The sequence below is a fragment of the Polaromonas sp. P1_E3 genome (genome assembly GCF_056405935.1).
Genome location: NZ_JBFUBD010000354.1, coordinates 1 through 2,744, shown reverse-complemented (window position 1 = coordinate 2,744; position 2,744 = coordinate 1). Strand labels below are relative to the sequence as shown.

At 60.2% G+C, this 2,744-nt stretch carries 3 protein-coding genes; all 3 read right to left on the bottom strand.

Translation table 11 applies throughout. The features are described from left to right. Positions 1 to 149: 149 nt before the first annotated feature. The 3 genes from AC1D0Z_RS19055 to AC1D0Z_RS19045 all read right to left on the bottom strand — a co-directional run bounded on the left by AC1D0Z_RS19055 (position 150) and on the right by AC1D0Z_RS19045 (position 2,624). Positions 150 to 947: a TatD family hydrolase gene (locus AC1D0Z_RS19055; protein WP_477659757.1), complete on the bottom strand. Its 798-nt coding sequence runs from the start codon at positions 945 to 947 to the stop codon at positions 150 to 152. A gap of 118 nt (positions 948 to 1,065) precedes the next feature. Continuing rightward, positions 1,066 to 1,446 carry a PilZ domain-containing protein gene (locus AC1D0Z_RS19050; RefSeq protein WP_477659756.1) on the bottom strand — a complete coding sequence of 127 codons (381 nt, stop codon included), beginning with the start codon at positions 1,444 to 1,446 and terminating at the stop codon, positions 1,066 to 1,068. A gap of 59 nt (positions 1,447 to 1,505) precedes the next feature. Further along, positions 1,506 to 2,624: a DNA polymerase III subunit delta' gene (locus tag AC1D0Z_RS19045; RefSeq protein ID WP_477659755.1), complete on the bottom strand. Its 1,119-nt coding sequence runs from the start codon at positions 2,622 to 2,624 to the stop codon at positions 1,506 to 1,508. Between the last annotated feature and the right edge of the window lie 120 nt (positions 2,625 to 2,744).

Sequence of the window (2,744 nt, the reverse complement as noted above, 5' to 3'; positions counted from 1 at the left end):
CCCCCGCTGCAGCAGTGCCTGAATGGTGCGGGGATCGTCGCGCTTGATGGCGATGAAAAAATCATCGTACGACCCTGCCATTGCAGAAAAAAGTCCATAAAAAACAATGCCAATAATTGTTTTCTTAAAGTAATTTATGAAGTTGTTTTTCATACCTTAACCCCGCTAAAAAGCTGCTCGAAGTTTCGGCTTGTGGCCTCTGCAATGGCATGGATGGGTTGCTGGGTGAGTTCCGCGATCTGCCTGGCCACCAGGGGCACATACGAAGGATTATTGGTTTTTCCGCGGTAAGGCATAGGAGCAAGGTAGGGGCTGTCGGTCTCAATCAACATGCGGTCCAGTGGGACAAACCGGGCCACTTCCCGCAAATCCGCGGCATTCTTGAAGGTCAGGATGCCGGAAAAAGAGATGTAAAACCCGAGGTCAAGGGCGGCGCGGGCCACCGCCTGGGTTTCGGTAAAGCAGTGAAAAACGCCAGTGGCGCGGCCCGCTTCTCCAGCGCTACCGCCCTCTTCCTTTAACAAGGCAATCGTGTCGTCGGATGCACTTCGGGTATGAATCACCAGGGGCTTGCCGGTCTGCCGGGCCGCCCGGATGTGCACCCGAAACCTCTCCCGTTGCCATTCCATGTCCGCTACGGTCCGTTCACCCAGGCGGTAATAGTCGAGCCCGGTTTCCCCAATACCGACCACTTTGGGCAATCTGGCGCGTGTCAGCAGGTCGTCCAGGCTGGGCTCCTGAACGTCCTCGTTGTCGGGATGCACGCCGACGGTTGCCCAGAAGTTGTCGTAGGTTGTTGCCAATCCGTGAACAGTTTCGAACTCTTCCAAGGTGGTGCAAATACACAGGGCCCGGTCTACCTGTGCGGCCTGCATGGCCTGGCGAATTTGAGGCAATTGGGCCTGAAGCTCCGGAAAGCTCAAATGGCAATGGGAGTCAGTGAACATCGGAGATACAAAGTTTAGGTATAAAAACAGGCCCTAAAGCCTTGCTGGTCGAGCGCGAGCAGCTATAAATACCATAGCAATCGCGGCGCTTGCCGTGCGGCAAGTCAGGTCGGCGAGCTTAAATAGTCTGTGTGGGCCGGTCAGACGCCAGGTGGGCGCCGAGGATTTCTTCAATCTTGAGCTTGAGAAGACGGGATTTTTCGTCCGATGGGAACCGGACACCGACGCCTTGTGTCCGGTTGCCAGCGGCCCTTCCGGGGGTAACCCAAGCCACTTTGCCCGCCACCGGATAACGCTGCGTATCTTCAGGGAGTGTCAGCAGGACATACACGTCATCGCCCAACTTGTAGTCGCGTGCCGTGGGAATGAAAACACCGCCTTCCGAAAACAAGGGAATATAGGCGGCATAGAGCGCCGCTTTTTCCTTGATGGCCAGCTGGACAACGCTGGGGCGGGCGGTGGCGGCTGCGGCCGAACTGGCGGGCGGTGGTGTGCTCATGGCGCTAGTTTATCGGTTTGCCTGCAGAGGCGGCTGAAATTGCTGCATAAAAGACGCGGTTATTTTGCATTCAGCGCTATGCGGGCGCGGCTTACAAGTGACTCCAGCATCAGGCCCGGGTTGTAAGGGTGTTCTACCGTGCGGGCGATGGCGGCCAGTTCTTTGGACCAGCTTGCAAGTGCGTAAAGCCCGCTACCTGTCTTGCCGGCCACCGCGGGAAGGGTTGCCGGAAAGTCGCCTGCGTGGAAAAACCGCGGCGCCGCACCCATGCGCACAGCCAGTACATCGTGGCAAAGCTTCTGCAGCGCATCCACGGCCTGCGCCGGCGCCCAGTCCGACAGGGCGCTCACGTCGCCGCGCGCCATGGCTTTGGGCAACGCTTGCCAATGCTGGGCCGCTTCCGCAGGCGGATTGTTTTGCGCCCAGCTCAGCGCATCGGCCGGGCGGCCGCCCGCCGCCACCAGCAAGGTTTGCAATTCGGCCGCTTTGGCTGCCGGCGCTGCTTTTTTGGCGCTTCCGGCGCCCTCGCCCGCCGTTGTGATTTCCTGCTGAAGCCAGCCCAGGGCCTCGCTAAAGTCTGGCCAGACCATGGTGTGGCCCAGGCACCGACTGCGAATGGTGGGCAGCAACTGGTGCGCCGCCTCGGTGGCCAGGATGAACTTGACCGCCCCGGGAGGTTCTTCCAGCGTCTTGAGCAATGTATTGGCCGTGACGTTGTTCATGCGCTCGGCCGGGAAAACCAGCACTACCTTGGTGGTCCCGCGTGAGCGTGTGAACTGGGTAAAGGACACGGCTTCGCGCGCTGCATCGACCTTGATTTCCTTGCTGGGCTTGCGTTTTTTGCTGTCCAGGTCGTCCTGAGTCTTTTCGTCGAGCGGCCAGCCGAGCGCCAGCGACAACGTTTCGGGCATCAGCATGCAAAGGTCGGCATGGGTATGCACGTCCACCGCGTGGCAACTGCCGCAGTGCCCGCAGGCGCCGTGCGGCGTGGCTTCTTCGCAAAGCCAGGCCCGCGCCAGTGCCAGCGCCAGTTCAAACTGCCCCAAACCCGAGGGCCCGCTCAGGAGCCAGGCATGGCCGCGCTGGGCCAGCAGGCTTTCAAGCTGCGCCTGGAGCCATGGCGCCAGGCGCGGATTGCTGGACCCGGCCGCTGCCGGCAAAGTGTCCAAAACGCTCATGACAACCAGCCTTTGGCGACAAAGACCTGCTGCACAGCCTGCCAGACTTCATCGCGGCTCCTGGATGCGTCAATACGGGCGAAGCGTTCCGGATGGCTTTTTTGCCGGTCCGCGTAGCCC

Excerpts from the sequence above, each read along its gene's own strand:
- AC1D0Z_RS19045 (WP_477659755.1), bottom strand. The coding sequence starts at position 2,624 with ATGAGCGTTTTGGACACTTTGCCGGCAGCGGCCGGGTCCAGCAATCCG.
- AC1D0Z_RS19050 (WP_477659756.1), bottom strand. The coding sequence starts at position 1,446 with ATGAGCACACCACCGCCCGCCAGTTCGGCCGCAGCCGCCACCGCCCGC.
- AC1D0Z_RS19055 (WP_477659757.1), bottom strand. The coding sequence starts at position 947 with ATGTTCACTGACTCCCATTGCCATTTGAGCTTTCCGGAGCTTCAGGCC.